Origin of the sequence: Paracoccus salsus, assembly GCF_021556615.1 — a bacterium.
Taxonomy (GTDB): Bacteria; Pseudomonadota; Alphaproteobacteria; order Rhodobacterales; family Rhodobacteraceae; genus Paracoccus; species Paracoccus salsus.
Genome location: NZ_JAKGGD010000024.1, coordinates 1 through 700, shown reverse-complemented (window position 1 = coordinate 700; position 700 = coordinate 1). Strand labels below are relative to the sequence as shown.

Below are 700 nucleotides of genomic sequence, written 5' to 3'. Positions count from 1 at the left end.
GAAAGACCGATCAGGCCGATTTCGAACCCTTGCCGGGCTGATCGGACCCGCGCGCGTGGCGGGCCGTCCCGGCGGCCAGCCTGGCAAGGTTCGGCCGGCTCGGGCCGCAATTCGCCCGGATTCAGACCATTCGTTCGGCTCTCGCGCCGTCAGCATCCCTTGCCAGCCACAAACCGGTTGGCCGCGCCCGCGATGGCATCTCCGCTTTCCCGCAGAGCGATCACGGCCCCTTCAACCGGACGATGCCCGAGGGGTGGTGGTGGAGCCCAGGCTCGGACCCGGCGGGGTCAGGGCGAGGACGGCCTTGCCGCCGAATGCAGCATAGCTGCCGGGGTGACGCGCGTGCCAATCGCCGGACCGTTTTTCCTTGCGGCCCTGGCGCCAGCGGTCGGCGTCGAGTTGTCGGGAAGCCGGTTTTGCGTTAAAACACCGTCATGGATTTCCGCAGCATCGCTGACAGCGCTTCGGATGACCGGCAATGACGTCCCTGCGCCCACTCACGAACCGGTTGCGTCGGATAGCCGGCGCTCAGCCGGATCTGACGGATCTGGCCTGGGAACGATGGCAGGTCACGCCCGCCGAACGCCACGACGTGCCTCCAGCCATCCGGCTGCCTGATCAGGCAGAGCGCATCATCCGCACCGAATTCGCGCCTTTGGACGCCGTGCTGAGATCATTCAGGGGCAATCCTGCCGAGCAG

The 700-nt window shown here is 67.1% G+C and carries 1 pseudogene; it reads left to right on the top strand.

Going from position 1 to position 700, the window contains the following annotated elements:
• Positions 1–478: 478 nt before the first annotated feature.
• Positions 479–700 (top strand): annotated as a pseudogene (locus tag L1965_RS15940) (glycosyltransferase family 61 protein); the annotation flags it as partial.